Raw genomic sequence first — 24,448 nt, 5'->3', positions numbered from 1 at the left:
TCGCGCCTGACTGACACAACCTGACGGAGAGACGACATGACGACCCCCCTGATCCGAATCACCCTGATGACCGCGGCCGCCTTCTCGCTGGCCGCCTGCGGCCCCGACAGCCCGGAGAAGAACGCCCGCGATGTCGCCGAAGCGCGGCAGGAAGCGGCACGTGAAGTCCAGGACGCCCGCGAAGACGCCGCGCGCAAGCAGCGCGAAGCCGCCGAGGACCTTGCCGAGGCGCGTGCCCGGGCGAACGAGAACGCCCGCGACGTCAACGGCAACCTCGCCGAAGCCGAGGCCGATGCCATGCGCGAAACCGCCGACGCCACGCACGATCGCAAGGTCGCCGAAGCCGATGCGACCCACAAGGTGGCGATGGAGCGCTGCGAGGTGCTCTCCGGTGATGCCCACGACGCCTGCGAAGCCAGCGCCGATGCCGCCCGCGACGCCGCCGTAAGTGCCGCCAAGGCCGAACTGGCCGATGCCCAGCAGCGCGCCGAGCGCCTGGCCGACCGCAACCGCTGATCCCGACACAAGCCCGACATCCAAGGAGAACCACCATGATCCGCAATGAAAACACTGTCGTGCGCTACATCCTGGCCGCCGTCGCCCTGGCGTTCGTGCTGCCGCAGCTCACCGGTTGCAACACGATGCATGGCGCAGGCCAGGACATCGAACGCGCCGGCGAGAAGATCCAGGAAAAGGTCGAAGATCACGATTGATGGCCCCGGCCATGCCGCGCGGCGCGGTCGTCCACAGTGGACGCCGCGCCGCGCATGTCTCTGCGGTCGACACCCCTGATGCAAACCCCACCGGCTCGTCGGCACGGCCCATGCGCGCCGGATGACAGCCGCTTCCGCCTTCCTGCATAGTGGATGCGCGGATTCCTTTTATGAATCGAGGAGCCACTGATGAACGCCACCACCAGTAATGTCCGCAACACCGCCCGTTCCGCCGCCGACGAAGCCGTCGACGATCTGAAGGACGCCGCCGCGACCGCCACCGACGGCCTGCGCCAGGCTGCCGCCAGCCTTCGCGACGCCACCTCCGAAGCGACCGCGCACCTGTCCGAAGCCGGTACCGCCGCCGCCCGGGGCGCGCGTGACCTGTGGGACCAGGCCGGTGACGCGATCCGTCGCAATCCGATGGCGGCGTTTGGCATCGCGCTTGCCGCCGGTGCCGTGCTGTCGCGACTGCTGCGTCGCTGAGAGCACCCGGCGTGACGCCGGAACATCCGCTGCCGGAGGATGCACAGGCGCCGCCACCGGGCGGCGCTGCGCCTTCGTCCGGTCCATCGCCCGCCTCCGAGGCGCTGGAGCGGGGCAAGGTCGTCGCCGAGGCCGCCGCGCAGACCGTGGCGCACGGTACGCGCGCGCTGCTGGCCTGGTTGCGCCTCGCCCAGGCCGAGGCGGGCGTCGCCCGCGCCTACGTGGTGCGCATCGGCATCGCCGCCGCCATTGGCGTGCTGGCTGTGTTCTTCACATGGATCTCCGCGGCGGTGGCGCTGGGCGCGGCGCTGATCGCCGCCGGGCTTCCGGTAGCGGCGGCGCTTGCGCTCGTCTTCCTCGCCCATGTCGTGGTACTGGTGATCCTTGGCCTGTTGATCAGTCGCTGGTCGCGATCACTGGGCTTCCCGAAGACGCGTGCGGCATTCATGGCGATGTTCGCGAAGGACAAGGCATGAAACTCAAGGGTCGACTCGCCCAGCTGGAAGCGCGCGAACGCGCCGTCCATCACCACCTGGCACAGGCGCGGGAATCGGCGGCTGCGCTGCAGGCGGCGGCGCATTCGCTGCCGCCGAAGCTGGTGGTCGGGGCGGGCCTCACGGTCGGCGCTCTGCTGGCCCGGTTGCCTGCGAAAACCTGGTCGATGCCGGTCGCCGGCCTGTTCGTCGTCGGCCGGCATGCAGCGAAACTTCCGGTCGGTCGCTGGCTGCTGCTGGCATTGACGCGGCAGAAGCGGCACTGGAAGCGCAAACTGCGCGGAATCACCGCTGCGGCGAAGGCGCGCCCCGGACGCTGACCGGCCGGGGCCTGCCAATCGCCGGCCAGCATGCTAGGATTTGTCCTTGTATCGCGATACAGCGATAAAGGACTGTCCCCGCATGCACCCTTCCATCTCGCTGGAATTCTATCCACCGAAAAACGACGAGCAGCGCGCCCAGCTCGACAAGACCGTCGGCCGCCTGGCCACGCTCCAACCCGACTACGTCAGCGTCACCTTCGGTGCCGGCGGCTCGACGCTGAGCTACACGCCGGAAACCGTGTCCGGCCTGCGCCAGCGGCACTCACTGGATGCCGCGCCGCACGTCTCATGCGTCGGCGGCACGCGCGCCGAGCTGTCGGAACTGGTCGCGCGCTATCGCGACATGGGTTGCCGCCGCGTCGTCGCACTGCGTGGTGACCTGCCTTCGGGCATGGGCCATAGTGGCGATTTCCGCTACGCCTCCGACCTGGTCGGGTTCATCCGCGCCGAGCATGGTGACTGGTTCCATATCGAAGTCGGCTGCTACCCGGAAGTGCATCCACAGGCTGAAGACGCCCACGCCGACCTTCGCGCCCTGAAGATCAAGGTCGAGGCCGGCGCCAACGGCGCCATCACGCAGTACTTCTACAACGCCGACGCCTATTTCCGCTTCGTCGACGAAGCGCGCCGCATGGACATCGACATCCCGATCGTGCCCGGCATCATGCCGATCGCGAATTTCACCCAGCTGCGCCGGTTCTCCGACCTGTGCGGCGCGGAAATCCCGCGCTGGCTGGCCAAGCGGATGACGGCACTGGGCGATGACGTCGCCGCCGTCCGCGAGCTGGGGGCCGATGTGGTCGCCGCCCTGTGCCGTCGCCTGCTCGAAGGCGGCGCGCCGGGCCTGCATTTCTACACGCTCAACCTGGCGAAGCCGACGCTGGCGGTAGTCGAGCGCCTGTAGTCGGTGAACGGTGGTGGCCGTCCCGCGCGGGCGGCCATAATGGCCGCTTCGACATCGCTGGAAGGCAGGGCATGGGCAGCTATCCGGAAAAGATCTGGTTCAACGGCGGCATCGTGCCGTGGCAGGACGCGAACATCCACGTGATGTCGCATGTGGTGCACTACGGCTCGTCGGTGTTCGAAGGCATCCGCAGCTACGAGACGCCGTCCGGCGTCTGCATTTTCCGCCTGACCGACCACCTGCGCCGCCTGTACGCCTCGGCGAAGATCTACGAGATGCAGATCGATGTCGAACCCGACATCCTGCGCCGCGCCTGCTTCGAGGTGCTGGAAGCCAACGGACTGCGCGGCGGCTACCTGCGCCCGGTCGCCTGGCGTGGACTCGGCGGCTTCGGCCTGAGCGCGCAGACGCCGATCGAAGTCGCGGTCGCCGCCTGGAACATGGGTCCCTATCTCGGCCCCGGCGTGCTGGAACAGGGCATCGACGCCTGCGTGTCGAGCTGGCAGCGCATGGCGCCGAACACGATTCCCACCGGGGCAAAGGCAGGCGGCAACTACCTCTCCGGCCAGCTGATCGCACGCGAGGCGCGTCGCCTCGGCTTCGGCGAGGGCATCGCGCTGGCCTCCACCGGCCTGCTGTCCGAAGGCGCCGGCGAAAACCTGTTCCTCGTATTCGACGGCGTGCTGCACACCACGCCGGTGTCGGCGGCGCTGCTCAACGGCATCACCCGTGACAGCATCATCTCGCTGGCGCGGGCGAACGGCATTGCCGTCGTCGAACGCGACCTGCCGCGCGAATACCTTTACCTGGCCGACGAGATCTTCATGTGCGGTACGGCTGCGGAGATCACGCCGATCCGCAGCGTCGACGGTCGCGCGGTCGGCAGCGGCAGGCCCGGGCCATTGACGGCGCGCATCCAGCAACTGTTCTTCGGACTGTTCGACGGCAGCACGCCGGATCCTGCCGGCTGGCTCGAATACCGCTGAGCCGCCCGGCCAGTCGCGGGCGCCCGCCCGACGCCGGCTTGGCGCCCGCGCCACGCAGCGGCGAACGGCTGACAGGGTCGCCGCTGCTGGCACCGGCGGCCCTTCTATGCTCGATTGCCTGCACGGCACAGGCCGTCGACAGTTGGGTCCTCAGGGCCGCCCGAACACCAGGGTCGCCTTGGCGCCATGCGGATCCAGCGGCTCCAGGCTGACACGCCAGCCGTAGAGCTGGCTCAGCCGACCGACGATCGCCAGGCCGATGCCGCCACCCGTGCCGGTGGCGGCGCTGCCGCGATAGCCGCGGTCGAAGGCGTGCTTGGCGTCCTCGGCGCTGAGGCCGGGCCCGGTGTCATGCACCTCGACGCGATCCTCGAGCACGCGCACGCGTACGTGCCCTTCGCGCGTGTACTTGCAGGCATTGCTGATCAGGTTGCCAAGCGCGACGGCAAACACCGATTCCGGCGCCAGCACCTGCGGCTGCGCATCCGCCTCGAGCACGATCTGGATCGACTTGCCGGCGATGGTCGGCTGGTTGTCCTCGATCAGCTGCGCGCACAGCCTGGCGATGTCGGTACGTTCGCCGGCGCCAATGTTGCGCTCGTTGCGTGACAGCATGAGCAGGGCGCTGATCAGGTCGGTGCACTGCCGGGACGCACGCTCGATGCGCTGCACGCGCTCGCGCATCTTCGGCGTCAGGTCGCCGGCGAGGATCAGTTCGGCGGCGCCCTTGATCACCGCTAGGGGCGTGCGCAGTTCGTGGCTGACATCGGCGTTGAACTCGCGGTCGCGCCGCACCAGTTCGGTCAGCCGCGCCGCGTAGTCGTCGAGCGTGGCGGCCAGCTGGCCGACCTCGTCGTCCGGGAAATGCGTCGCCAGTTTCGGCGGATCGGTGCGGCCGGCGAATTCGTCGACGCGGCGCGCCAGCTCCGTCACCGGTTTCATCACGCGGCCGGACAGCCACAGTCCGATCAGCAGCGCCGCACCGGTGAACAGCACCAGTGCACCGGCGAGGGCGCCGATCATCTGTTGCTTGCCCAGTTCCTCCTGGGTGACGTCGTAGCGCAGGAATCCGCGGATGTCGCCGTCATCGCGCACCGCCAGCTTGTAGTGGCGGACGCTGCCGTCGGCATGGCGCTCGTCGAGGTCGTGGATGCCGCTGCCCAAGTGCTGCCATTCCAGCGGGATGTTCGCGAAGCGGTGGCGGGCATAGATGCCGGCAACGAAGCGGTCGAACTCGTAGTTGGCGCCGGGTTCGGGATGCGCGCGCTTGAAGGCGACGAAGCTGTCGACTTCGCTCTGCAGGCTTTCGTTGATCAGTTCGCTTTCAAGCCGGTCACGCAGGTACAGCGTGGCCAGCGCGAACGCCGTCGTCAGCAGGGTGCCGAAGACGACGAAGGCGATGACGATCCGGCTGCGGAGCCTATGCCTGAACCGCTTCCGTGTCCGCGATCCGGTAGCCGATGCCATGTCGTGTGTGGATGAGGGCTTTTTCGAACGGCTTGTCGATGGCCTGGCGCAGGCTGTGGATGTGCACGCGCAACGAATCGCTGTCGGGCAGTTCCTCGCCCCAGACGCGCGTCTCGATTTCGCCGCGGGTGACGACGGCCGGCGAGGCTTCCATCAGCACCTGCAGGATCTTCAGCGCCGTCGGATTGACGGTCAGCGTCTGCCCGGCGCGGCGCACGATCAGCGTGTCGAGGTCGTATTCCAGGTCGGCGACGTTGAGGACGCGCGACTCCGGCTTTCGCTGGCGGCGACCGAGGGCGGCCAGGCGCGCACCCAGTTCCTGCAGTGCGAACGGCTTGACCAGGTAATCGTCGGCGCCGGATTCGAAACCGGCCAGCTTCTGGTCGAGGGCATCGCGCGCGGTCAGCATCAGCACCGGGGTGTTCTTCTGCGCGTCCTGGCGCAGCCGCCTGCACACCTCCAGGCCATCGAGGCCCGGCAGGTTCAGGTCGAGGATGATGATGTCGAAGTCCTGGCTCACCGCCAGGTGCAGGCCGCTGATGCCATCGGCGGCGAAGTCGACTTCGTTGCCCTGGTCTTCCAGGAAGTCGCCGATGTTGGCGGCGATGTCGCGATTGTCTTCGATGACGAGTATGCGCATGCCCGGAACGCTATCGGCAGGGAAAGGCCGGTGCAAGCCGCGGCGCGGCGGACGGTGCTGCTCCGGTTCATCGGCGCAAGGGAGAAGCATTTCCCTGCGCCCGGTATCGCTCCGGTGCCGATCGGGCCCGCCGCCGGCACCGCCTTGCACGGGGGTACAAAAAACCCGGAACCGCTGGCGGCTCCGGGTTCAATGCTGCTGCCCCGATTACCGTAACCTGCCCTTCGTCCCTGACGTTGGAGTGTCCGCAGATGTACGATGCGGGCCATCCTACAGGAAGCCGTCTTAAGGTCTTGTTAAACCTCGGGAAACGGCGGCCGCCCTGGCTGCCCGGCCATTCCGGGCCCGTTCGGCCTGGCGGCGTTCGTCGGCCTGTTCGCGGCGTTTGCGCACGCTGCTTTCCAGATGGCGCACGATCGCGCCGGCGACATCCACCCCGGTGGCGCCCTCGATGCCTTCCAGTCCCGGGGTCGAATTGACCTCCAGCACCAGCGGACCGCGGCGCGAACGCAACAGGTCGACGCCGCCGATGCCCAGGCCGACGGTGCGGCAGGCGCGGATGGCCAGCGCCTTTTCCTCGGCCGTCAGTTCGACCGGATGGGCCTGGCCGCCCCGATGGATGTTGGCCCGGAACTCGCCGCTGGCGGCGCGCCGCTGCATGGCGGCGACAACCTTGCCGCCGACGACGAAGCAGCGCAGGTCGCAGCCTTCGGCTTCGGTGATGAACTCCTGCACCAGGAAGTTCGCGTACAGGCCGCGGAACGCCTCGATCACGCTGCGCGCCGCCGACACCTTCTCGGCGAGGATGACGCCGCTGCCCTGCGTGCCTTCGACCAGCTTCACGATGTAGGGCGGCGGCCCGAGCATCGCCAGCAGGTCGCTGGTGTCGTCCGGATTGTCGCCGTACACGGTGATCGGCAGGGCGATCCCTTCGCGGGCGAACAGCTGGTGCGCGCGCAGCTTGTCGCGCGAGCGCAGGATGGCGTCGGACGGATTCGGCGTGAACGCGCCCATCATCTCGAACTGGCGCAGCACGGCGGTGCCGTACTTGCTCACCGAGGCGCCGATGCGCGGCAGCACGGCGTCGTAGTCGGCCAGCTCGCGACCCTTGTAGTGCAGCTCGACGTCGTTCGGTGCGATGCGCATGTAGCAACGCAACGGATCGAGCACGCGCACGCTGTGGCCGCGCGCGCGCGCCGCCTCGACCAGCCGCTGCGTCGAATACAGCTTGCTGTTGCGGGAAAGGATGGCGATCTTCATCGAGGCTCCGGGCGCCCGAGCAGGAAGGACTGCGCAGGGTCCACCGCCAGCCGGCCGGCCATGGCGGTACGACCCAGCAGCATCGGGAACAGCATATCCGCGCGATTGGTGAGATTCATTTCGATCGGCCAGTGCGCGCCGTCGGCCAGTTGCAGCGTCGTGCGGATGAACGGGCGCTCGCGCGTGCGGCCGCCGGAATCGGTGACCGGACGGATGTCGATCACTTCCGCCTCCTTCTCGACGCGCTCCAGGTCGAGCCCGGGCCGCAGGGCGAAGCGGACGCGGCGCTGGCCGCCGCGTTCGATCAGGGTCATGTCGTCGACGTGCAGCGCCGAGCTGCGTGCGCCGGTATCGAGCTTGGCGCGGATGGCGGGAATGCCCAGGTCGGGCAGCGCCAGCCACTCGCGCCAGCCGGCGAGCCGGAAATCGGTGCTCATGGAAGTGGGGATCGGGCTCGTCTCGGGTGGCGGACAATGCGAGCGGGGCAGGAGGAAAAGACGATGCCGGGTCGCGAAGGCGCGGAGATTAGCACCGTCGCGGCTGCCGTGGATGAAGGGTTCCGCCACCGCGATCCCGCCGCGCGGCAACAAGGCTCGGGTAGCATGGGGAACCGATCCGGCCGACCCGTCCGGACAGCAAGGACGCACGCATGGGCACGCCGTATCCACACCTCCTCGCGCCACTGGACCTGGGCTTCACGACGCTGCGCAACCGCGTCCTGATGGGCTCCATGCACACCGGCCTGGAAGACCGTCGCCGCGACCTGCCGAAGCTCGCCGCCTATTTCGCCGAACGCGCGCGCGGCGGCGTCGGCCTGATCGTCACCGGCGGCTTCGCGCCGAACATTGCCGGCTGGACCAAACCCTTCGCCGGCACGCTGGTCAGCGCCGGCCAGGCGCGCCGCCACCGCCAGGTCACCGATGCGGTACATGCCGAGGGCGGCCGCATCGCGCTGCAGATCCTGCACACCGGCCGTTATGGCTATCACCCGTTCGCCGTCGCACCTTCAGCGATCAGGTCGCCGATCTCACCGTTCAAGCCGCACGCGCTGGGCGCGCGTGGCGTCGAGCGGCAGATCCGCGCCTTCGTGCGCTGTGCGCAGCGGGCCCGCGAAGCCGGATACGACGGCGTCGAGATCATGGGCAGCGAGGGCTACTTCATCAACCAGTTCCTCGTCACCCACACCAACGCACGCAACGACGAATGGGGCGGTGACTATGCGCGCCGCATGCGCCTGGCGGTGGAGATCGTCCAGCGCACGCGCGAAGCGGTCGGCCCGGACTTCATCCTCGTCTACCGGCTGTCGATGCTGGACCTGATTCCGCAGGGCAGCGACTGGAACGAGGTCGTGCAGCTGGCGCGAGCTGTCGAGGCCGCGGGCGCGACCATCCTCAACACCGGCATCGGCTGGCACGAAGCGCGCGTCCCGACCATCGCCACCTCAGTGCCGCGCGCCGCCTTCGCCTGGGTGACCCGTAAGCTGCGTGGCGAAGTCGGCATTCCGCTGGTCACCACCAATCGCATCAACACGCCCGAGGTCGCCGAACAGCTGCTCGCCGACGGCTATGCCGACATGGTGTCGATGGCGCGGCCACTGCTGGCCGATCCCGCTTTCGTCGCCAAGGCGGCACGCGGTCGCGCCGACCAGATCAACACCTGCATCGCCTGCAACCAGGCCTGTCTGGACCATGTGTTCCAGAACCGTCTGGCGACCTGTCTGGTCAATCCGCGCGCCGCGCGCGAAACCGAATTGCGCATCGAACCGGCGACGCGACGGAAGCACATCGCCGTTGTCGGTGCCGGCCCGGCAGGACTGGCGGCGTCGACCGTCCTGGCCGAGCGCGGCCACGCGGTGGATCTGTACGATGCCGCCGACCGCATCGGCGGCCAGTTCAACATGGCGAAGACGATTCCGGGCAAGGAAGAGTTCGCCGAGACGCTGCGCTATTTCGCCGTGCGCATCGGGGACACCGGCGTGCGCCTGCACCTCTGCCGGCGCGTCGACGCGGCGATGCTGGCCGCCGCCGGCTACGACGACATCGTGCTGGCGACCGGCGTCACGCCGCGCGATCCGCGCATTCCCGGCCAGGCCGAAGGCCAGAAGGCCGGCCGCGTGCTGACCTACATCGACGTGCTGCGCGAGCGGCGCCCGGTCGGCGCGCGCGTGGCGGTGATCGGTGCCGGCGGCATCGGTTTCGACATCGCCGAGTTCCTGGTCCACGACAGCTCCACGCATGCCGGCGACATCGCCGCCTGGATGGAGGAATGGGGCGTGGCCGATCCGGCGCACGCGCGTGGTGGCGTCGGTCGTCCGGCGCCGACGCCGCCGGCGCGCGCGGTCACGCTGCTGCAGCGCAAGCCGGCGCCGCTGGGCAAGGGCCTGGGCAAGACCACCGGCTGGATCCACCGCGCGACACTGAAGATGAAGAACGTCGCCTTTGTCGGCGGCGTCAACTACGAACGCATCGACGGGCGCGGCCTGCACATCAGCCACGGCGAGAAGCGCGCGAACCCCACATGCATCGAAGTGGACACCATCGTCCTCTGCACCGGCCAGGAGCCGCAGCGCGAACTGGAAGCGCCGCTGCGCGAAGCCGGCCAGTCGGTCCACCTGATCGGCGGCGCCGACGTCGCCGCCGAGCTCGACGCCAAGCGCGCCATCGACCAGGGCACGCGCCTCGCGGCGCGCCTTTGATGCGGAGGGACCGGGATGCGCGTTCCGCCCCAGCGCAGGCCGGCGACCATGCGGCCGGGAGAATCTGGAGCGGGTGAAGGGAACATCACACCGCACTCAACTCGTTGATTGATAACGAGTTTCTTCCGTTGACGCTACGGAATTAGGCCAGATTATGTACCGGACGTACCGCGTCGGCAACCAGATCCTATCCGCATTTGTCTGCTGACATTCACGGTCAGTCATCAACGCGCGCTCCATGCAGACGTGTTTCATTCTATCGTTTGATGTATAAGATCAACGAAATCAAGGAACATCTTTTGGGCAATGGAAAGATCCTCACATGCCCAGCGCGCTCTTGCCCTGCTCCACAAGCAGGGCTTCCTGCGCACCCGCGACTTGGACACCATCGGCGCGCCGCGGGTGGTGCTGACACGTCTGTCCACTTCCGGGCAGTTGGAGCGTGTCGGGCGCGGCCTCTACCGTTTGCCAGGCAACCCCATCTCCGAGAAGGAGGACCTCGCCTCGATTGCAGTCAAGGTTCCCAAAGCCGTGTTCTGCTTGCTGACGGCACTCCAGTTCCACGAACTGACCACGCAACTGCCTCGCCAGGTTTGGATTGCCATGCCTCGTGGCAGCCACACCCCACGTATCGAGCACCCGCCGATCAAGATGGTGCAGATGGCGGGTGATGCCTATGCCTTGGGCATTGATGAGCACGAACGCGATGGCGCGAGACTGCGGATCTACAGTGCCGCCAAAACCGTGGCGGACTGCTTCAAGCACCGCAACCAGATCGGCCTGGACGTGGCCATTGAGGCGCTGAAGGCTGCCTGGAAGACACGCAAGGCTTCAGCCGATGACCTATTGCGCCATGCCAAGGTCTGCCGGGTCGCAAATGTAATGCGTCCTTACCTGGAGGCGGTTTCGCATGAGTGACCACGCCGCCTTGATTCGCGCTTTCCGGGCAAGCCGATCCGTGCATTCGGATCGAGACGTCGTTGTCAACGAACGGCACGGATAAGGCAGCCCATCATGGCACTCGACCACCTCACACTCACCACATACCGCGATCGGCATCCTGCATGGCGATTGCTGGCCTCGCCACATGCGCCATTGGTAGCCAGCTTCCTGTACCGGGTGTTCGTTGCACCGAACGTGCGGCTGACGAGCGAAGCGGATCTGGCCGAAATGCTGGAAGACGAGCTGTTTGCGCTGCGCGAACAGCTCGGTGTCGAGGTGTATCCGAAAACCGCAACCGAATACCTGAATGACTGGTGCGCGCCGGACAAGGGCTGGCTGCGCAAGTTCTACAAGCCCGGCACCGACGAGGCCCAGTTCGATCTCACCCCCGCCACCGAAAAAGCCATCGCCTGGCTGGTATCGCTGACCGAACGGCCTTTCGTCGGCACTGAATCTCGCCTGCTGACCTTGTTCGCGCTGCTGGAGCAGATCAGCACCGGAAGCCAGGCCGATCCAGCCAGGCGCCTGGAGGAACTGCGCCGCAAGCGCGACGAGATCGACGCCGAGATCGGCCGCGTCCTGTCCGGCGACGTGCCGCTCATGGATGACACGGCCATCAAGGATCGCTTCCTGCAATTCCAGCAGGTGGCGCGCGAGCTGCTGAGCGATTTCCGCCAGGTGGAACACAACTTCCGCCAGCTCGACCGCAGCGTCCGCGAGAAGATCGCGTTGTGGGACGGCAGCAAGGGGGCTTTACTCGACGAAGTCATGGGCGAGCGCGACGCCATCGGGGATTCCGACCAGGGGCGCAGCTTCCGTGCATTCTGGGATTTCCTGATGTCCAGCCGTCGCCAGGAAGAACTGTCCACACGGCTCGACCAGATCCTCGATCTGCCCGCCGTGGCTGCGCTCAAGCCGGAGCCGCGCACCCGCCGGGTGCACCACGATTGGCTGGAAGCGGGCGAACATACCCAACGCATGGTGGCGCAGTTGTCGCAGCAACTGCGCCGCTTCCTGGATGACCGGGCCTTCCAGGAAAACCGTCGCATCCTCGAACTGTTGCGCAGCATTGAGACCCAGGCGCTTGCGTTGCGCGACATGCCACCGGCTGGCGACGTGATGCGCCTCGACGAGATGGGCGCGGACATTGCCTTGCCGCAGGAACGCCCCCTGTTTGCGCTCCATGCCAAGCCGCGCCTGGCGGAACTGGTCCTTGAGGACGGTGACGACGACATCGACACCGCACGCCTGTTCGACCAGCACGTCGTGGACAAGACCCGCCTGCGTGAGGCCCTGCGGCAGGCATTGCGGCAGCAGTCGCAGATCAGCTTGCGCGCGTTGCTGGAGACCCAGCCGCTGCAACAGGGATTGGCCGAACTGGTCGCCTGGCTGGAACTGGCCCACGCGGGCAGCCGCGGGCTGGATGGCCTCAGGGCCACGGTGGATGACGATGTGCAGGAGATCATCGAATGGGCCATGCAGGACAGCGATGGCTCGACGGTACGACGGCGGGCGCGAATGCCACGCGTGATTTTTGCGCGTTGATGCAAACTGCGACGGATAAAGCGAAGACCCATGAACGATATGCATCAGGATGATCCAGAAGGCAGTACCGAGTCGCTCCCGCCCGTTGTAGCGGAACTCTCGCAACTGATGGTGCATTTGCTCAAAGGCGTGTTGTACCGCCAGGACGACGAGCGCCTATGGGCCAGTCTGCTGAACCTGCAGGCGCGTGTACGGGAGCAGGCGGCGGTGTTGTTGCTGGATCTGGTGCTGGACGAAGCCGAGGGCTACGCCTTCCTCAAAAGCCAGCCGGAGCCGGAGCATGCGGACGCCACACCTCGCCTGCCACGCCTGATCGCGCGACGGCCGCTGTCCTACCCGGTCAGCCTGATGCTGGCCTTGCTGCGCAAGCGCCTGGCCGAATCCGACGCCGGCGACGGCGATACCCGGCTGGTGCTGTCGCGCGAGGAGATCGCCGAACTGATGCGCGTGTTCCTGCCGGACGGCACCAACGAGGCGCGCCTCATCGACCAGGTCGATTCGACCATCACCAAGGTGGTGGAACTGGGCTATCTGCGCAAGCTCAAGCCCGCTGCCGGCGCAGCGCAGCAGGCACCTCGCTACGAGGTGCGGCGCATCCTCAAGGCGTTCGTCGATGCACAGTGGCTGGCCGACTTCGATGCGCGCCTGGAGGGCTATCGCACCGCATTGTCAGGTGCCGATCGCGACAAGGAAGCCGGCCGATGAATGATCCCTCACTGCAAGAGCTCGATTTCGTGGCCGACGACAGCCGCGTCGGCTTTCGCCTGCAGCGGCTGGAAGTCCTGAACTGGGGCACGTTCGACCGGCGCGTCTGGCGCCATGAGCTCGATGGGCGTAACGGCCTGCTGACCGGCGACATCGGTTCGGGCAAATCCACCCTGGTCGATGCCGTCACCACCCTGCTGGTGCCGGCGCAGCGTATCGCCTACAACAAGGCTGCGGGCGCCGAGACGCGTGAGCGATCGCTGCGATCCTACGTGCTGGGCCACTACAAGAGCGAGCGCAACGAAACCACCGGCAGCGCCCGCCCGGTGGCGTTACGCGACACCACCAGCTACAGCGTGATCCTGGGCGTGTTCCGCAACGAAGGCTACGGCCAGGCGGTCACGCTGGCGCAGGTCTTCTGGTTTCGCGAACCGCAGGGCCAGCCGGCGCGCTTGTTCGTCACGGCAGAGCGGGAACTGTCCATCACCGAGCACTTTTCCGGATTCGGCAGCGACATCAACGGCCTGCGCAAGAAGCTGCGCGCGATGGGCTGCGAACTGAACGACAGCTTCCCGCCCTACGGCGCCTGGTTCCGCCGCCGTTTCGGCATCGAGCACGAGCAGGCGCTGGAACTGTTCCATCAGACGGTTTCCATGAAATCGGTCGGCAACCTGACCGATTTCGTGCGCAGCCACATGCTCGAACCGTTCGACGTGGGCAGCCGCATCGAGGCGCTGCTCGGCCATTTCGACGACCTCGACCGCGCCCACCAGTCAGTGCTCAAGGCCAAGCGCCAGATCGAGTTGTTGACGCCACTGGTGGACGATGGCCGTCGCCACGCCGAGATCGCCGCCGACATCCAGGTGCTGCGCGAGGGACGCGATGCACTGCGCCCGTACTTCGCCGGCCTGAAAGCGGCATTGCTGGAGCGGCGCCTGGAGTTGTTGACTCAGGATGCGACGCGCTGGGATGCCCGCATCAAGCAACTGGGAGAGCAACGAGACAACGCCCGCATCGAGCAGGGGAAGCTCGAAAGCGCACTGCGCGAAAACGGCGGCGACCGGCTGCAACAGCTCGCCGCCGCCATCCAGCAGCAGGAAACCGAGAAGCGGCAACGGCAGGAGAAAGCCGACGCGTACACCATGCTATTGAAGCGCATTGGCGAAGCGGCGCCGGGAGACGAAGCCGCCTTCATCTCGCAACATGCCTCGATCGGCCAACGTGCCGAGGATCTGCGGACCCAGGCGGTCGGCTTCGAGAACGATGAGCGCGAATTCGAGTTCGCCTTGCGCAAGGGACGTGAGGAGCATGAGGTGCTGACCAGCGAGATCGACAGCCTTGCGCGTCGAAAAAGCAATATCGATGCGGCCCAGGTACGCATCCGCGACGCATTGTGCGCCGCCTTGTCCATCGCCGAGGAAGACCTGCCCTTTGCCGGTGAACTGATCCAGGTGCGTGAGGACGAGCGCGACTGGGAGGGCGCGGCCGAACGCCTGCTGCATGGCTTCGGCCTGTCCCTGCTGGTGCCGGATGCGCACTACAAGGACGTGGCCGATTGGGTGGAACGCCAGCACCTGGGCACGCGGCTGGTGTACTTCCACGTACGTGCGCGCAAGCCCACCCAGGCCATCAGCCTGCATCCCCAATCGCTGGTGCGCAAGCTGCTCATCAAGCCCGACACGCCGCACTACGACTGGCTGGAACGCGAACTGCACCACCGCTTCGACCTGGCCTGCTGCGACAGCACCGAGCAATTCCGCCGCGAGACCCGCGCCATCACCCGCGCCGGGCAGATAAAGGACCCGAGCGGACGCCACGAAAAGGACGACCGCCGCCGCATCGACGACCGCAGTCGCTATGTGCTGGGCTGGAGTAACGCCGACAAGCTGCGCACCTTGCGTGACGAACGCGAGAGCCTGGAACAGCGACTGGGCGACATTGGTCTGCGCATTGCCAACACACAGCGATTGCGCGGGCAATGCCAGGCGCAACTGGAAGCTTTGGCCAAGCTCGAAGTCTTCACCCGCTACAGCGAGATCGACTGGCAGGCACCGGCGCGCGAGATTGCTCGGCTGATCGATGAACGCGACCGCCTCAAGGCGGCCTCCGATACCCTGCGGGAACTGGAAAGCCAATTAGCGCAGGTCGTTGAGCGCCTGAAGGAGATCGAAGGCGATCTTGGCGAGGCACAAGGCAAACGCGGAGAAACCCGCAGCAAGCACGAAACTGCCCAGGCACAGCATGCGCAGGCTCTCGAAATCCAAGCGCAAGCCGCACTCGACGATGTGTTGCTGCCCTCTCTTGAGGGATGGCGCGCCGAAGTCCTGGGCGACCACCAGCTCTCGGTGGAATCCTGCGACAACCGCGAACAGGACGTGCGCAACGGCTTGCAGGCGCGCATCGATGCCGAAGACAAGCGTCTCTCGCGCCTGACCGAGCGCATCATCAACGCCATGCGCGGTTTCAAGGAGGCCTTCAAGGCAGAGACCGCCGAGATCGACATCAGCCTGGCCGCGTTGCCCGAGTTCGAGCGCTTGATGAAGGATCTGCAGCACGACGACCTGCCGCGCTTCGAAGCGCGTTTCAAGGAGCTGCTCAACGTCAATACCATCAACGAGATCGCCAACTTCAACGCCCAGCTCGCGCGCGAGCGGGAAACGATCAAGGAGCGGGTCGATGTCATCAACCAATCCTTGCAGGTGATCGACTACAACCCCGGACGCTACATCCGGTTGCTGGCGCAGCCCAGCCCCGATGCGGAGATCCGCGACTTCCTGCAGGATCTGCGTGCCTGCACCGAAGGCGCGCTGAGCGGCTCGGAAGACGAACAGTATTCGGAGACCAAGTTCCTGCAGGTCAAGGCCATCATCGACCGCTTCCGGGGGCGTGAGGGCCTGGCCGAGATCGACCGGCGCTGGATGCAGAAGGTGACCGACGTGCGCAACGGCTTCCTGTTTTCCGCCAGCGAGCGCTGGCGCGAAGACGATGCCGATCACGAGCACTACTCCGACTCCGGCGGCAAATCCGGCGGGCAGAAGGAAAAGCTGGCCTATACCGTGCTGGCCGCCAGCCTGGCCTACCAGTTCGGCCTGGAATGGGGTGCGGTGCGCTCGCGCTCATTCCGTTTTGTCGTGATCGACGAAGCCTTCGGGCGCGGCTCGGACGAATCGGCCCAGTATGGGCTGGAACTGTTCCGCCAGCTCAACCTGCAACTGCTGATCATTACGCCGCTGCAAAAGATCCACATCATTGAGCCCTACGTGTCTAGCGTCGGCTTCGTGCACAACGAAGGCGGCCGCGAGTCGCGGCTGCGCAGTCTGAGCATTGAGGAATACCGGGCACAGAAGGCTGCTGCCACGGGAGGCGCTGTATGACATGGAGCCAGCCCGCCGACCTTCGTGCGCAGGTCGAGCGGCTGTGGCAGCGCGGCGAGTTGCTGCGTGCCGTGGTCGGCGACGGCACGCTGGGCTGGCCGTTGCGGCTGTCGCTGAAGTCGCCGTCCACCGCCGACCTCAGCAACCGTTTCGATGCCGTGCGCGGCTGGGTGCGCGACATCAGCGCCACGCCATGCGTGCGCATTGAATGGCGCGAGTGGACGCACCGGGTGCAGGGCCGGCAGCGCCTGCCGGACACGCTCTGGATCGATATGCTGGAAGACGCGCTGGCGATGATCGGCAAGACCGGCGATGCCCACCGGTTCCAGGCGCTCTGGCAGCACACTGCCGAAGCGCAACCCGCCCTGCTGCCGTGGCTGCACAGATCGCCGCTGCAGACCTTGGCGCTGGCCGAACACTGGCCACGCCTGCTGGCCGTGGTGGCCTGGGTGCAAGCCCATCCGCGCCCCGGCGTCTATCTTCGGCAGGTCGACGCACCGGGCGTGGACAGCAAGTTCATCGAAGCCCATCGCGGTACGCTGGCTCAGTGGCTGGATCTGGCTTTGCCGCCGGAAGCCATCGACCACGCTGCGGCCGGGATGGCGGGGTTTGCCCGTCGCTACGGCTTTCTCGGCAAGCCCGTCCGCATCCGCCTGCGCTTGCTCGATCCGCAACTGCCCCAGCTTCCCGGCTGCACGGGACTGACCGACATCACCCTGGATGAGGACAGCTTCGCCACGCTCACCTTGCCTGCGCAGCGTGTTTTCATCACCGAAAACGAGGTGAACTTCCTGGCATTCCCACCGGTCTCCAGTGCCATCGTCGTGTTCGGTGCCGGCTATGGCTGGGGAGCGCTCGCCCGAGCCAACTGGCTGCATCGCGCCTCTCTGCACTATTGGGGAGACATCGATACCCATGGCTTTGCCATTCTGGACAGCCTGCGAAAGTATTTCCCGCTAGCCGCTTCGTTCCTCATGGACCGCTCTACCCTGATGGCCCACGCACCTCAATGGGGTGAGGAGCCCCTCGACAAACGCCATACGCTGCCCTTGTCCCGACTGATCGATGAGGAAGCCGCTCTCTACGACGACTTGCGTAATGACCGAATCCGGCCACAGCTGCGGCTGGAACAGGAACGCATCGGCTATCGCTCGCTATGCGCGGCGTTGGCGACAACAGTTCAAGATGATTCTCGGCCGTAGCGGTATGTCCTGCCGATGTCGTCAGGGCGTGGTCGATTCGACGAACGCCGGCTCGAAATCCAGCAGGTCGGTACCGCGCATGCCCAATCCCCGGGCCAATGCACGCCAGCCCGCCACGGCCTGGGCCACTTCGCTCCAGATCGCCTGCGCTTGCGCAGCATCCAGCCTGAAATACGACGCGGTGGCCATCAGCATGTCACGGCTGTCGATAACGCCTGTGTCCTCGCTCAGCCAGGTCTTGCTCTCGCGCCGGTCGCCCGGCATCGGGTTCAGGTCGAAGGCCGGCGACAGGCGCCAGCCGCGCTGGCGCGCGTCGTACAGGAAGCCGGTGTTGCGCAGGTGGTCGTCGGTGTTGCAGATCAGGAAGTTGAAGACCAGGCGGCGCCACAGCTCATGGATTTCGGCAATCGGATCGGCGCCTGCCTGCAACAGCACGTCCACCAGTTCGGTGTAGGCGCGCGTCGCATCGCGGCCATCGGACTGGAGCATCGTCGCGGCCGACACGTAGGGGATGCGAGCGCCATCGTCGGTGCGGTCGAAACGCCGGATGATGGCGACCGCCGTGCCGCCGATCACTTCCACACGCGCCGGAGCCACGCGAATGCCGGCCTTGTCCGCCAGTTGCATGGCCAGCACTTCGCCCCGGATCACGTCGCGCCGATCCGCCTGGCTGGGAAATTTGCCGACCGCCAGGCGGCCATCGGTGTCCCGCACCGTGGACTTCGGTCTGGCCCCTCCCAGCGACGTGCCTTGCCCGAGCAGGTAGCGCAGGTCCTGCACGCTTTCCGTTCCGTCTTCCAGGGCGCGGGCCGCGTGGAGCACCTTGTCCAGTTCCACCAGCGGTGGCACATGCCGGTTCGCTCCTCCGGCGCGCAGGTAGGCGCCAGATTGCGGATCGAACAGGCGCAGCGCACCGACGCGCGCCTCGTCATCCACCCACATCACGAAGTCCACCGGGTCCAGTGCAGGCGTGTCGCGGTCTTCCTGCCGCAGCTTCGCATGGGCGCGCCGGATGACGCGCTCGCCCCAGGCGTCGGGCGCGGTGTCCTCCAGCGCGAGGAAGAACACCTGCCGGGGATGCTGCACGCCGGCCACCGGCTGGAGATCGGGCGACAGCGTGAAGAAACGGGCATCACGCAGCCAGCCTTCGTCGTAGCTGAACGCGCTGCGCCGGCCGCTGCCCAGATGCAGGCGCCCCACGACCAGGCCGCTCGCCCCCAGGTGGACTTCGAGGTCCGGACGTCGTGTGGGCCGAGGCGCTGCCATCAAAAACCCTCCAGGTCATCGGCAGGCGCGGGCGCATCGCCTTTGCCGACGACGGGGCCCGCCTGCCGCTTCCTGCCGGCAGAGGTGCGTACCCGCTGCGGCAGTTGCTCCCGCACCAGTTCCATGCCGAGCGCATCGTTCTCCAGGGTCATCGCCTGGGCCAGGTCATCGAGCCGGCCCAGCACGTGCAGCGCGCGCAGGAAGGTGTGCAGCGCGGTGCCGGCATAGCCATCTTCCATGCGCCTGACGGTGCTCAGGGACGTGCCGATGCGTTGCGCAAGGTCTTCCTGGCTCAGGCGGCGCATGCGCCGCGCTGCCGAGATGTCCTGCCCCAAGCGGCGCAGCGCGCGCGCGACAGGCAGCGGCATCGCCACTTGCGCGCCAGAACGTTTTTGCTCGGAAGAAGACATCTTTTATCGCCTCAAATGTGAGCTTATTTTTCGAATAAGCATTCATATTTGAACGCAAAAATGGAGGGCAGTCAATCTAGCCCATGCCTGCCTCTTGCAGTTCTGGTGACCGCGCCGCTCCATTGCGAGCGGTCCTGTTCGGGGGAGGTATCAGCGGGCTGCCAGCACCCTATGAAATCCGACGGGTGATCTCACCTCTTCACCGCTCGATTCCGTCGCAGGAGCCACCAAACGGCTCTTTCGCACGCGTGAGAGAAACGGGGAGTCATGCTTTGTCGATCTGGAGGCAGACCGCTGGGGTCTTGCCCGAAACCTCGTCGCACCCCGTCTAAGCGGCATCACCACACCTGATTCCGCCCGAACCGCGTCTGCTGACAGACCGTCGCTGTCTTGCACGCCGGTGACAACCAGGCTCTAACGCGAGAAGACCAAATCCGTCTTTCGCCTCGATGGCGTCTGTAGCAAAACCTCGTTATCGAGCCATCCTGCCATGGGCAGTCAACCCCTCGAAGCATACCGCGACGCAGAGGCTCGGTGCTGTTGGACAAGCGCCATATCGACAGGCGGCGGCTGGTGAACATCCGTCATCCCGGCCTTTCCCACAAGCCAAGCCGCCACCGTCTCGCGACGTGAAGGCGCACCCGGCAGCGATTCCAATCAACGAGGGAAACAGATGTCCTGATTCCGGTTACCTGGGAGCAGCCATGCGAAAGCCACCTTCATCCGGCCACCAAGCCAAGGTCTTTTACCGTCCGATCGAGGCGGCCATCCAGTGGGCGGGGCTGTCGCGCTTCGAGTGCCGCATCCTCGGTGTCGCCAAGGGGATGAACCGCTTGCCTGAGCACCCCGAACTGGCACGCTGGCCACAGCTTCGTCTCAACGCGGAACGGATCTATGACGCACTGGTGCATCTCGACCTTCCCTACGGCAAGGATGGCCTCACGAGCAACGATCCCGCCTTGCTCGATGACCCTGGCCTCACGATCCGCCACGTCGATCTGAAGGCATGGATGATCCGTTTCTATCCCGACCAGCGACCGGCCTTCCTGTTCGATGCCTTCGAGCGCCACCTGCATCCGGCCATCAGTGTCAATGCCGTGCAGGCACTGGTCATGGATCGCGAGGCGTTGAAGCTCCAACTCGCCGACAGGGTGCAAGCCTGGGATGCGCTCTATGCCCAGTTCCAGACGCTCAGCCAGGAGCACCAGGCGCGCACGGAGCGCGAGAAGCGTTCCGGGGTGCCGGGCGCCCGCAGTGAGTCCACCTACCTGAACATCGTTGGCGGTCTTCTGACCCTGCTGTTGGGCATGTCGCCCAATGGCGTTCCCTATTCGTCCTTCGAGACGCTGGAATCGGTCATCAGTGCGCTGGTTGCCCACTACGGCGACAAGTCCGGAATCAGCGAGCGAACGCTGTGGGCGAAGTTTTCGGCAGCCAGGCGTCATCTCGCCACCCAGGACCGCTGACTGCAAGTGCAGATGGCGAGCCTGCACTTGCGGTGACTGCGCGGGAACCGCGCTATTGAATACGGGGCACGTCCATCACCGTCGCTACACAGCGCCAAGGAGTGACCCTCGTGACTGCCCAGACCATCGCCACCGCGACGCCGAACGAACACCGCATCCTGCGCCGCGCGGAAGTCGAGGCCAAGACCGGCTTCAAGCGCGCCCACATCTACAACCTGATCAAGGAGGGCAAGTTTCCCAAGCCCCTGCGCCTCGGGGTACGCGCCATCGGCTGGGATTCGGTGGAGATCGATCAGTGGATCACCGATCGACTCAGGGAGCGGGCGTGAGCCCGCGCCCCCCGGAATCCCTTCCATGAGGAGTCGCACCATGCAGGTGGTATCCATCATTTCGACCAAGGGTGGCGTCGGCAAGACGACCACCGCAGCGAACCTGGGCGGCTTCATCGCCGATGCGGGACTGCGCGTGCTGCTGCTGGACCTGGACGTACAGCCCACCTTGTCGAGCTACTTCACGCTCGACACGCATGCGCCTGCCGGCATCTATGAGTTGCTGGCCTTCAATGAGCAGCGTATCGAGCGATTGGCTTCGCAGACCGCTGTGGCGGGTCTCGACCTGGTGGTGTCGAACGACCATCGCGGCGAACTGAACACACTGCTGCTGCACGCACCCGACGGCCGGCTGCGCCTGCGTCACCTGCTCCCCGCGCTGGCGCCGCACTACGACCTGCTGGTGATCGATACCCAGGGAGCGCGCAGTGTGCTGCTGGAGATGGCGGTACTGGCCTCCAGTCTGGCGCTGTCACCGGTGACGCCGGAAATCCTGGCGGCGCGTGAGCTGAGGCGCGGCACGCTGCAACTGATCGAGGACATCGCGCCGTATCGGCACCTCGGCATCGAGCCGCCACCGCTGCGCTTGCTCATCAACCGTGTGCATCCGGTTTCGTCGAACGCCCGACTGATCCAGCAGGCCCTGCGACAAGTGTTCCAGGCGCGCGCTGGCATACAGGTCCTGAACACCGACGTCCCGGCCATCGAAGCCTACCCACGTGCTGCAACACGGGGACTGCCAGTGCATCGCGTCGAGTACCGGCAGCCGGTGGGCCGCACTGCACCTGCGGCGTTGGAGACGATGCGTGCGCTGGCTGGCGAGCTGTTCCCGGCATGGCGGGAGCGCTTTGCGTGCGTTACCGGCAGAGGCCGCGCAGGGGGAGCCAGTCATGGCGAATTCGCATGAACTGGCCCGCGGCCATGCGCGACTGCGTGCGCTGATCGAGTTCGCGCTGGGCGAAGGCTGGCACGTGAAACGCACGCGCGGCGGGCACCTGATGTTCACCAAGCCCGGCTGCGCCGCGATCTATACCAGCTCGACTGCGAGCGACCACCGCGCCAGCCGCAACGCACGCGCGCAGCTTCGCCGCGCCGATCGACAGGTACTGACGGCGTCTCGGGAGAGCAGCGATGGCTGAGCCGACGCCGCAGGACATGGCCGCCAAGCTGCTGGCCAAGGGCTTCGAACGCAGCGGTCCTTCGGCCGGGGCGTTGACCGACCCCATCGCCGACACACCGATGGTGGTGACGCTGGACGAGCTGCGCCCCTATGAACATGACCCGCGCGTGACGCGCAACCCGGCCTACGAGGAAATCAAGGCGTCGATCCGCGAACGCGGGCTGGACGCGCCGCCGGCGATCACGCGCCGGCCGGGCGAGGCGCACTACATCATCAGGAACGGTGGCAATACGCGGCTCGCCATCCTGCGCGAATTGTGGAGCGAGACCAAGGAGGAACGCTTCTTCCGCATTGCGTTCCTGTTCCGCCCGTGGCCGGCGCGCGGCGAGATCGTGGCGCTGACCGGGCATCTGGCCGAGAACGAGCTGCGCGGCGGGCTGGCCTTCATCGAGCGGGCCTTGGGCATCGAGAAGGCGCGCGAGTTCTACGAGCAGGAAAGCGGCCAGGCGCTGTCGCAGAGCGAACTCGCGCGGCGGCTGACTGCCGACGGCTATCCGGTGCCGCAGTCACACATCAGCCGCATGAACGATGCGGTGCGCTATCTGCTGCCGGCGATCCCGACGCTGTTGTACGGCGGATTGGGCCGGCATCAGGTGGACCGGCTCGCAGTGCTGCGCAAGGCGTGCGAGCGCACCTGGGAGCGGCGTGCGCTGGGCCGGCCGCTGACCGTGGACTTCGCTTCGCTGTTTCAGGATGTGCTGTCGCAGTTCGACACGCGGCCGGAGGGCTTCTCGCCCCAGCGCGTGCAGGACGAACTGGTGGGTCAGATGGCCGAGCTGCTGGAAGCGGACTACGACACGCTGGCATTGGAGGTCGATGACAGCGAAAGCCGTCAGCGAGCATTGACCAGCGAGCCGGCCGCGCCGAACCCGGCAACGCCTGTCGCACCTGCGGCGCCAGCCATCACGCCGCAACTGCCGCCCGCGGCGCCAACGCCACGGGACACCTCGCCCGTCGCGCCACCGGCAGAGACACCCTCGGCACCACCTGCCGCTGCACCAAACGCCCGGGACGGGCAGCGCGACGAGCGCCTGCAGGGGCACATCGTGACGCCGGCCCCGACCACCGAGCGCCTGCAGTCCATCCAGCGGATGGTCGCGGATCAGCTCGGCGACAAGCTACGCGACTTTGAGGCAGATGCGCTGCGTGCGATCCCGGTGCAGGTTGGCGGGCTCTTTCCCATCTCGGATGTCTGGTACATCGAGCCGGGCCTGGACGTGCCGGATCGCCTGCGCGTGCATATCGCGCAGTTCGCTCGCGAGATCGCGGGGGAAGCGGCGGTGGCCGACCACATCGAAGCCAGCGATGGCGGCATCGGCTTCGTCTGCGTGACGCCGGCCGTGGGCCAGGCGAAGGCGCTGCCGGCGTTCGCGCGTGCGATGCTGACCCTGCTGCACGCGCTGAGCACCGCGCCGGCACCCGCGACCGGGCTGGACAGCGCGCGGCTGGCCGATGACCTTGGGCCGCTGCTGCATGGCCACGGCGGCTCGGCCACACGCCTGAGCGATGCCGGGCTGGTGAAGCTGTTCCGTCTGCTGCGCCTGGCGCGCCGGTTGCTGGATCTGGAAGCCGGCGTAGCGAGCCAGGATTCCTGAGCGCAGGAGGCTCCCGTATGTCGGCACCGCACCCGCTCAACCAGGCCGTGATCGCCCAGGCCCTGCATGACCTGCGCAACGGCCAGTTGCGCCGCTGCAAGGCGATGGGCTTCGGCGAGGAGGAGCTGGATGCGCTAAAGCACCCCGAACTCGTGAGCATGCTGGTGAATGCCACGGTGTCGTAGTGTTCGGTGTCGGTGAACCGGGAAGTGTTGAAGCGGCTGCTGAGCCAGGTGCACGACGTGGAGCGGGAGATCGCCACGGTGGACCGCATGCTGCGCCTGGGAGCGAGCACGGAGATGGTCAGCAAGTTCTACGGCCTCACGCATCAAGAAGTGGCGCTGCGCCGCGACATCCTCGGACTGCCCAAGTGTCTTGCCCCCAGGTCCCTGGACCCGATGGAATGTTAGCCAACCATCGAGGAGCGAGGCATGGGACGCAAGAGCGAGGTACCTGCGGACAAGCG

Annotated in this window: 23 protein-coding genes and 2 pseudogenes; 19 read left to right on the top strand and 6 right to left on the bottom strand. The window is 66.6% G+C overall.

The features are described from left to right. Nucleotides 1-36 precede the first annotated feature (36 nt). The 7 genes from EDC25_RS11550 to EDC25_RS11520 all read left to right on the top strand — a co-directional run bounded on the left by EDC25_RS11550 (nucleotide 37) and on the right by EDC25_RS11520 (nucleotide 3,906). Entirely contained in the window at nucleotides 37-516 is a 480-nt protein-coding gene (locus tag EDC25_RS11550) for an SPFH domain-containing protein (protein ID WP_132577535.1), read from the top strand. A gap of 35 nt (nucleotides 517-551) precedes the next feature. Then, nucleotides 552-713 carry an entericidin A/B family lipoprotein gene (locus EDC25_RS11545; RefSeq protein ID WP_123521238.1) on the top strand — a complete coding sequence of 54 codons (162 nt, stop codon included), beginning with the start codon at nucleotides 552-554 and terminating at the stop codon, nucleotides 711-713. Nucleotides 714-902: 189 nt separating this feature from the next. Next, nucleotides 903-1,199: a hypothetical protein gene (locus tag EDC25_RS11540; protein ID WP_123521237.1), complete on the top strand. Its 297-nt coding sequence runs from the start codon at nucleotides 903-905 to the stop codon at nucleotides 1,197-1,199. An 11-nt stretch (nucleotides 1,200-1,210) separates the two neighbouring features. Then, a complete protein-coding gene (locus EDC25_RS11535; RefSeq protein WP_123521236.1) occupies nucleotides 1,211-1,675 on the top strand; it encodes a hypothetical protein in 465 nt (154 codons plus the stop codon). Continuing rightward, nucleotides 1,672-2,013: a hypothetical protein gene (locus tag EDC25_RS11530; RefSeq protein WP_123521235.1), complete on the top strand. Its 342-nt coding sequence runs from the start codon at nucleotides 1,672-1,674 to the stop codon at nucleotides 2,011-2,013. Before EDC25_RS11535 ends, EDC25_RS11530 begins: the two co-directional genes overlap by 4 nt. A gap of 82 nt (nucleotides 2,014-2,095) precedes the next feature. Continuing rightward, entirely contained in the window at nucleotides 2,096-2,920 is an 825-nt protein-coding gene (gene metF / locus EDC25_RS11525; RefSeq protein ID WP_123521234.1) for a methylenetetrahydrofolate reductase [NAD(P)H], read from the top strand. Nucleotides 2,921-2,991: 71 nt separating this feature from the next. Beyond that, on the top strand, nucleotides 2,992-3,906 hold the full coding sequence (locus tag EDC25_RS11520; protein ID WP_123521233.1) for a branched-chain amino acid transaminase: 915 nt from the start codon (nucleotides 2,992-2,994) through the stop codon (nucleotides 3,904-3,906). A gap of 150 nt (nucleotides 3,907-4,056) precedes the next feature. Here EDC25_RS11520 and EDC25_RS11515 read toward each other — a convergent pair whose 3' ends face one another. The 4 genes and pseudogenes from EDC25_RS11515 to EDC25_RS11500 form a co-directional block, all read right to left on the bottom strand. Beyond that, complete coding sequence (locus EDC25_RS11515; RefSeq protein WP_132577534.1) at nucleotides 4,057-5,373, bottom strand: sensor histidine kinase; 1,317 nt, start codon at nucleotides 5,371-5,373, stop codon at nucleotides 4,057-4,059. Continuing rightward, nucleotides 5,327-6,013 carry a response regulator transcription factor gene (locus EDC25_RS11510; RefSeq protein WP_123521232.1) on the bottom strand — a complete coding sequence of 229 codons (687 nt, stop codon included), beginning with the start codon at nucleotides 6,011-6,013 and terminating at the stop codon, nucleotides 5,327-5,329. The genes EDC25_RS11515 and EDC25_RS11510 overlap by 47 nt, the downstream gene beginning before the upstream one ends. 387 nt (nucleotides 6,014-6,400) lie before the next feature. Then, a pseudogene (gene rimK / locus EDC25_RS11505) lies at nucleotides 6,401-7,273 on the bottom strand (30S ribosomal protein S6--L-glutamate ligase); the annotation flags it as partial. Then, nucleotides 7,270-7,710 (bottom strand): ATP-dependent zinc protease family protein, encoded by a 441-nt coding sequence (locus EDC25_RS11500; RefSeq protein WP_123521230.1) that lies wholly within the window; start codon nucleotides 7,708-7,710, stop codon nucleotides 7,270-7,272. The pseudogene rimK and the gene EDC25_RS11500, both read right to left, overlap by 4 nt. 212 nt (nucleotides 7,711-7,922) lie before the next feature. Here EDC25_RS11500 and EDC25_RS11495 point away from each other — a divergent pair, with 212 nt between their 5' ends. From EDC25_RS11495 to EDC25_RS11470, 6 genes are all read left to right on the top strand, one after another. Further along, the gene (locus tag EDC25_RS11495; RefSeq protein ID WP_132577533.1) at nucleotides 7,923-9,968 is read left to right on the top strand and encodes an NADPH-dependent 2,4-dienoyl-CoA reductase; all 2,046 of its coding nucleotides are present in this window, start codon (nucleotides 7,923-7,925) and stop codon (nucleotides 9,966-9,968) included. 306 nt (nucleotides 9,969-10,274) lie between these two features. Then, on the top strand, nucleotides 10,275-10,886 hold the full coding sequence (locus EDC25_RS11490; RefSeq protein ID WP_123521229.1) for a type IV toxin-antitoxin system AbiEi family antitoxin domain-containing protein: 612 nt from the start codon (nucleotides 10,275-10,277) through the stop codon (nucleotides 10,884-10,886). Nucleotides 10,887-10,982: 96 nt separating this feature from the next. Further along, nucleotides 10,983-12,455, top strand: coding sequence for a DUF3375 domain-containing protein (locus EDC25_RS11485; protein ID WP_132577532.1), 1,473 nt, complete (start codon nucleotides 10,983-10,985; stop codon nucleotides 12,453-12,455). Between the two features lie 30 nt (nucleotides 12,456-12,485). After that, nucleotides 12,486-13,160 carry a DUF4194 domain-containing protein gene (locus EDC25_RS11480; RefSeq protein ID WP_132577531.1) on the top strand — a complete coding sequence of 225 codons (675 nt, stop codon included), beginning with the start codon at nucleotides 12,486-12,488 and terminating at the stop codon, nucleotides 13,158-13,160. Further along, a complete protein-coding gene (locus EDC25_RS11475) occupies nucleotides 13,157-16,534 on the top strand; it encodes an ATP-binding protein (protein ID WP_132577530.1) in 3,378 nt (1,125 codons plus the stop codon). The genes EDC25_RS11480 and EDC25_RS11475 overlap by 4 nt, the downstream gene beginning before the upstream one ends. After that, nucleotides 16,531-17,736, top strand: a complete 1,206-nt coding sequence (locus EDC25_RS11470) for a DUF3322 domain-containing protein (protein ID WP_103739042.1) — start codon at nucleotides 16,531-16,533, stop codon at nucleotides 17,734-17,736. The genes EDC25_RS11475 and EDC25_RS11470 overlap by 4 nt, the downstream gene beginning before the upstream one ends. A 21-nt stretch (nucleotides 17,737-17,757) precedes the next feature. On the opposite strand, the gene EDC25_RS11465 is transcribed toward EDC25_RS11470, so the two are convergent. Together EDC25_RS11465 and EDC25_RS11460 are read right to left on the bottom strand one after the other, a co-directional pair. Further along, nucleotides 17,758-19,002 carry a type II toxin-antitoxin system HipA family toxin gene (locus EDC25_RS11465; protein WP_123520810.1) on the bottom strand — a complete coding sequence of 415 codons (1,245 nt, stop codon included), beginning with the start codon at nucleotides 19,000-19,002 and terminating at the stop codon, nucleotides 17,758-17,760. Beyond that, nucleotides 19,002-19,412, bottom strand: coding sequence for a helix-turn-helix domain-containing protein (locus tag EDC25_RS11460; protein WP_123520809.1), 411 nt, complete (start codon nucleotides 19,410-19,412; stop codon nucleotides 19,002-19,004). Before EDC25_RS11460 ends, EDC25_RS11465 begins: the two co-directional genes overlap by 1 nt. 704 nt (nucleotides 19,413-20,116) lie before the next feature. Here EDC25_RS11460 and EDC25_RS11455 point away from each other — a divergent pair. From EDC25_RS11455 to EDC25_RS11430, 6 genes and pseudogenes are all read left to right on the top strand, one after another. Beyond that, on the top strand, nucleotides 20,117-20,878 hold the full coding sequence (locus EDC25_RS11455) for a hypothetical protein (RefSeq protein WP_123520808.1): 762 nt from the start codon (nucleotides 20,117-20,119) through the stop codon (nucleotides 20,876-20,878). Nucleotides 20,879-20,988: 110 nt separating this feature from the next. After that, nucleotides 20,989-21,207, top strand: a complete 219-nt coding sequence (locus tag EDC25_RS11450) for an AlpA family transcriptional regulator (protein WP_009461157.1) — start codon at nucleotides 20,989-20,991, stop codon at nucleotides 21,205-21,207. 40 nt (nucleotides 21,208-21,247) lie between these two features. Beyond that, nucleotides 21,248-22,114, top strand: coding sequence for a ParA family protein (locus tag EDC25_RS11445; RefSeq protein WP_123520807.1), 867 nt, complete (start codon nucleotides 21,248-21,250; stop codon nucleotides 22,112-22,114). Beyond that, nucleotides 22,098-22,346, top strand: a complete 249-nt coding sequence (locus EDC25_RS11440) for a type II toxin-antitoxin system HicA family toxin (RefSeq protein WP_123520806.1) — start codon at nucleotides 22,098-22,100, stop codon at nucleotides 22,344-22,346. The genes EDC25_RS11445 and EDC25_RS11440 overlap by 17 nt, the downstream gene beginning before the upstream one ends. Beyond that, nucleotides 22,339-23,982, top strand: coding sequence for a ParB family protein (locus EDC25_RS11435; RefSeq protein WP_123520805.1), 1,644 nt, complete (start codon nucleotides 22,339-22,341; stop codon nucleotides 23,980-23,982). The genes EDC25_RS11440 and EDC25_RS11435 overlap by 8 nt, the downstream gene beginning before the upstream one ends. Nucleotides 23,983-23,999: 17 nt before the next feature. Next, nucleotides 24,000-24,353, top strand: a pseudogene (locus EDC25_RS11430) (DUF2857 domain-containing protein); the annotation flags it as partial. Nucleotides 24,354-24,448 lie beyond the last annotated feature (95 nt).

It is taken from the genome of Pseudofulvimonas gallinarii (assembly GCF_004343305.1).
Lineage (GTDB): Bacteria > Pseudomonadota > Gammaproteobacteria > Xanthomonadales > UBA2363 > Pseudofulvimonas > Pseudofulvimonas gallinarii.
The sequence above is the reverse complement of the archived record's forward strand: the minus strand, read 5'-3'. Positions and strand labels throughout refer to the sequence as shown.

Coding starts and splice junctions, on each gene's coding strand:
- EDC25_RS11510 (WP_123521232.1), bottom strand. CDS start 6,013: ATGCGCATACTCGTCATCGAAGACAATCGCGACATCGCCGCCAACATC.
- EDC25_RS11470 (WP_103739042.1), top strand. CDS start 16,531: ATGACATGGAGCCAGCCCGCCGACCTTCGTGCGCAGGTCGAGCGGCTG.
- EDC25_RS11460 (WP_123520809.1), bottom strand. CDS start 19,412: ATGTCTTCTTCCGAGCAAAAACGTTCTGGCGCGCAAGTGGCGATGCCG.
- metF (WP_123521234.1), top strand. CDS start 2,096: ATGCACCCTTCCATCTCGCTGGAATTCTATCCACCGAAAAACGACGAG.
- EDC25_RS11490 (WP_123521229.1), top strand. CDS start 10,275: ATGGAAAGATCCTCACATGCCCAGCGCGCTCTTGCCCTGCTCCACAAG.
- EDC25_RS11515 (WP_132577534.1), bottom strand. CDS start 5,373: ATGGCATCGGCTACCGGATCGCGGACACGGAAGCGGTTCAGGCATAGG.
- EDC25_RS11445 (WP_123520807.1), top strand. CDS start 21,248: ATGCAGGTGGTATCCATCATTTCGACCAAGGGTGGCGTCGGCAAGACG.
- EDC25_RS11530 (WP_123521235.1), top strand. CDS start 1,672: ATGAAACTCAAGGGTCGACTCGCCCAGCTGGAAGCGCGCGAACGCGCC.
- EDC25_RS11475 (WP_132577530.1), top strand. CDS start 13,157: ATGAATGATCCCTCACTGCAAGAGCTCGATTTCGTGGCCGACGACAGC.
- EDC25_RS11440 (WP_123520806.1), top strand. CDS start 22,098: ATGGCGAATTCGCATGAACTGGCCCGCGGCCATGCGCGACTGCGTGCG.
- EDC25_RS11465 (WP_123520810.1), bottom strand. CDS start 19,002: ATGGCAGCGCCTCGGCCCACACGACGTCCGGACCTCGAAGTCCACCTG.
- EDC25_RS11435 (WP_123520805.1), top strand. CDS start 22,339: ATGGCTGAGCCGACGCCGCAGGACATGGCCGCCAAGCTGCTGGCCAAG.
- EDC25_RS11480 (WP_132577531.1), top strand. CDS start 12,486: ATGAACGATATGCATCAGGATGATCCAGAAGGCAGTACCGAGTCGCTC.
- EDC25_RS11500 (WP_123521230.1), bottom strand. CDS start 7,710: ATGAGCACCGATTTCCGGCTCGCCGGCTGGCGCGAGTGGCTGGCGCTG.
- EDC25_RS11520 (WP_123521233.1), top strand. CDS start 2,992: ATGGGCAGCTATCCGGAAAAGATCTGGTTCAACGGCGGCATCGTGCCG.
- EDC25_RS11545 (WP_123521238.1), top strand. CDS start 552: ATGATCCGCAATGAAAACACTGTCGTGCGCTACATCCTGGCCGCCGTC.
- EDC25_RS11455 (WP_123520808.1), top strand. CDS start 20,117: ATGCGAAAGCCACCTTCATCCGGCCACCAAGCCAAGGTCTTTTACCGT.
- EDC25_RS11550 (WP_132577535.1), top strand. CDS start 37: ATGACGACCCCCCTGATCCGAATCACCCTGATGACCGCGGCCGCCTTC.
- EDC25_RS11540 (WP_123521237.1), top strand. CDS start 903: ATGAACGCCACCACCAGTAATGTCCGCAACACCGCCCGTTCCGCCGCC.
- EDC25_RS11485 (WP_132577532.1), top strand. CDS start 10,983: ATGGCACTCGACCACCTCACACTCACCACATACCGCGATCGGCATCCT.
- EDC25_RS11495 (WP_132577533.1), top strand. CDS start 7,923: ATGGGCACGCCGTATCCACACCTCCTCGCGCCACTGGACCTGGGCTTC.